The 3,450-nt window shown below is 37.2% G+C and carries 2 protein-coding genes and 1 tRNA gene; 1 reads left to right on the forward strand and 2 read right to left on the reverse strand.

Annotation, left to right across the window (positions count from 1 at the left end):
• Positions 1-1,501 (reverse strand): leucine--tRNA ligase (gene leuS / locus Q7U95_RS07615; protein ID WP_308753336.1); only part of this gene is annotated, 1,501 nt, incomplete at its 3' end.
• Positions 1,502-1,619: 118 nt separating this feature from the next.
• Positions 1,620-1,695 (reverse strand) — tRNA-Ala (locus Q7U95_RS07620).
• A gap of 392 nt (positions 1,696-2,087) precedes the next feature.
• On the opposite strand from Q7U95_RS07620, the gene Q7U95_RS07625 reads away from it, so the two are divergent.
• Positions 2,088-3,341 carry a transposase family protein gene (locus Q7U95_RS07625; protein WP_308753338.1) on the forward strand — a complete coding sequence of 418 codons (1,254 nt, stop codon included), beginning with the start codon at positions 2,088-2,090 and terminating at the stop codon, positions 3,339-3,341.
• Positions 3,342-3,450 lie beyond the last annotated feature (109 nt).

A 3,450-nucleotide genomic window follows, 5' to 3' on the forward strand; every position in this document is an offset into this window, starting at 1 on the left:
CAAAAGTATCCATAGTGTCTGTTTCTCTTTTAGCTTCCTTACCGCATTTTGGACAAATTGTATTGACAAATTCTTTACTGCTTGCCAGTGGCGAAATGCCTTTGGGTCTGAAATCTACATCTTCCGGCAGTAAAACCGGTAAATCGCTTTCGAGTACAGGAACCATCCCGCAATCGGAACAATAAATCATAGGTATGGGCGCACCCCAATAACGCTGACGCGAAATAAGCCAATCTCTTAATCTGTAATTAACCTCTCTTTTCCCAGAGCCTTTTTTAATCAGATAATCAATTATGATTTCTAATGACTTACTGCTGGGCAAACCGTTAAATTGGCCGGAATTAACCATTATGCCTTCTTGGTCAAAAGCAGCCTCCATAGTATCAGAGGTAACTTTTTTATCCTCTGGTTGAATAACTATTCTGATAGGTAAATTATATTTTTTGGCAAATTCAAAATCCCTTTGATCATGAGCCGGAACTGCCATTACCGCACCCGTTCCATAGTCCATTAACACATAATTTGCTAACCAAATGGGAATTTCCTCGTTATTAATAGGATTTATCACATATTTACCGGTAAAACATCCTCTTTTTTCCAACACGCCAGATACCCTATCTATAGCGCTCTCTTTACTTACCTCTTTTACAAAACTCTGAACTTCATCTTTGCAAGAAGAGTCTTTTGTTATCTCTCCTACTGCAGGGTGTTCGGGGGCCAATAAAAAATAAGTTGCTCCATAGAGAGTGTCGGGTCGAGTAGTAAAAACCGGGATAGTCTTATTGCTCCCCTTTATGGGAAATTCGATCCTTGCTCCTTCACTCCTGCCTATCCAATTTCTCTGCATAGTCAATACTTTCTCTGGCCATTCTTCTAAACACTCTATATCATCAAGCAATCTCTGAGCATATTCGGTAATCTTAAAAAACCATTGAGATAACTCTTTTTTAACAACTTCGGCCTCACATCTTTCACATTTTCCCTCCACAACTTGTTCATTAGCTAACACAGTAGAACAGGAGGGACACCAGTTAACTACACCTTTCTTTTTGTAGGCTAATCCTTTTTTATATAATTGTAAGAAAATCCATTGTGTCCATTTGTAGTAATCCGGATTACAGGTTGCTATTTCTCTGTCCCAATCATAACTGATGCTCATATTAGTAAGAGTATTTTTCATTTTTTGAATATTGTTTTTAGTCCAGATTGAAGGATGAATGTTATTTTGTATAGCAGCGTTCTCCGCGGGTAAGCCAAAGGCATCCCAACCCATAGGGTGCAGGATATTATATCCTTGAGAATGTTTATATCTGGCCACTACATCACCGATAACGTAGTTTTTCACGTGTCCCATGTGGGGTTCGCCCGAAGGATAAGGAAACATTTCCAAAACATAATATTTCGGTTTTTTAGAATCTATATAAGATTTAAAAAAATTATTTTTCGACCAATATTCCTGCCATTTTTTTTCAACTTCGGTGAAATTATATCTATCTTCCATATTTAAATATTCCTCCTTAAAAATAAAATCCCGTCTCAGGCAATCATTTAAAGCATTACCAGGGACGAGATTCTTCTCGTGGTACCACCCTTGTTCAGTAGATTTTTTCATTATAATTTGGTGGAGCTGGCGGGAATCGAACCCGCGACCTCCTCCACGCCAAGGAGGCGCGCTCCCGACTGCGCTACAGCCCCACAATTATCTACTCTTATTAAACAATTAACGCTTGTCAACGCTGTAAACTACATTTAAATTAACATTTTAATTTAATTTTTCGCTTACAAAACTTGAAGGCGAGTTTAAAGGTGTTTATCAGCTTTCACCAGATGCTGATTCTCTTTTTGAAAAAATACCTTTCAGTCCTTCGCTCGGTCTTTTTCTTATTTATTTCGTTTTTAGTATAATTGAAAAAAAAATAAAAGTCAATATATCGAATTGCCTCACCAAAAAAGTACTCCAAATAGTATCGATGCCTCATATAAAAAAGTACTCCAAATTATTTTAATTATAACCTAATTTCCTCTATATTTAAAGAGAAAGAATTATCTCTTTTAAATATATGAGGAGGTAAAAAGGAATGTTAACCATGAGGCAGAAAAAGGCCGTAACCAGAGAATTAAGAGATCGATACAGGAAATCATCTAAAAAAGAAAAGACTATTATGTTAGATGAATTTATTAGACTTACCAGGTATAGCCGCTCCTATGCCGCCAGAGCCTTAAGGCTAAAAGAAGTATTAGGGTATATGAATATAAGGGGAAAAAGAGTAAGACTGGTAAGAGATAAGAGAAAAATCAAAAGAAAGAAGAAAAAGATTTATGATGAAGGCGTTCTGGTAGCCTTAAAGGAGATCTGGAAAATATGTGATTATATCTGTTCCAAAAGACTGGCTCCTTTCTTATCCGAGATCATCCCGGCATTAGAAAGATGGGGGGAAATTAACTTAAGTGCTAAGGTAAGAGAAAAGCTCTTCAAGATAAGTGCGGCTACTATCGATAGGCTTCTAACTGATACCAGAAAGAGATACAGAATAAAAGGAAGATCTACTACCAGACCAGGAACTTTATTAAAAAAGAGTATCCCCATTAGGACCTTTGCCGATTGGGATGAGGCTAAACCTGGCTTTTTCGAAGCAGACCTGGTCTCCCATGATGGAGGGGCAGTAAGGGGTGATTTTATCCAGAGTCTAAATTTTACCGATATCTCTACCGGCTGGGAGGAGATGATAGCGGTAAAGAATAAGGCTCAAAGATGGGTCTTTTCCGGCATAGAGACCATAAAAGAGAGATTACCTTTCTCTATCTTAGGGATAGATTCAGACAATGGAGCTGAGTTTATCAATGCCCATCTAATTCGTTATTGTGAAGAGCATAAGATTACCTTTACCCGAAGTAGACCGTATCGGAAGAATGATTCCTGTTTTGTGGAACAGAAGAACTGGTCGGTCATCAGAAGGGCGGTAGGCTATGCCAGATATGATACCGATAAGGAACTTAGCATTTTAAATGAACTGTATGTTTATCTTAGACTCTATGTCAATTTCTTTCAACCGGTTAGAAAACTGATCAAAAAGGAAAGAATAGGAAGTAAAGTTATCAAAAGATATGATGAGGCTAAGACCCCTTACCGAAGAGTTCTGGCCTCTCCTGATATTGAAGATGAGATAAAGATGAAATTGAAAAGCCAATATGCTATGCTAAATCCAGCAGAGCTGAAAAGAAAGATAACTAAATTACAAGATAAGCTGCTTAAATTAAATGCTTTAAAGCAAAAAGTAAGAGAAGATCTACTACAAAAAAGTGTGGAACCTTCAAGTAGGTTCGAGTACATTTCTACTTGAGGCATCGTATCAGCTTTCAAGTACATTTTTATGTGAGGCAACGGGTATATTGTGCAATTATTATCTCTATGTCTAAAGATAGTGTGTTTTTTGTCAATTATTTTGGTAT

Source organism: Candidatus Oleimmundimicrobium sp. (assembly GCF_030651595.1).
Lineage (GTDB): Bacteria > Actinomycetota > Aquicultoria > UBA3085 > Oleimmundimicrobiaceae > JAUSCH01.

Excerpts from the sequence above, each read along its gene's own strand:
- Q7U95_RS07625 (WP_308753338.1), top strand. The coding sequence starts at position 2,088 with ATGAGGCAGAAAAAGGCCGTAACCAGAGAATTAAGAGATCGATACAGG.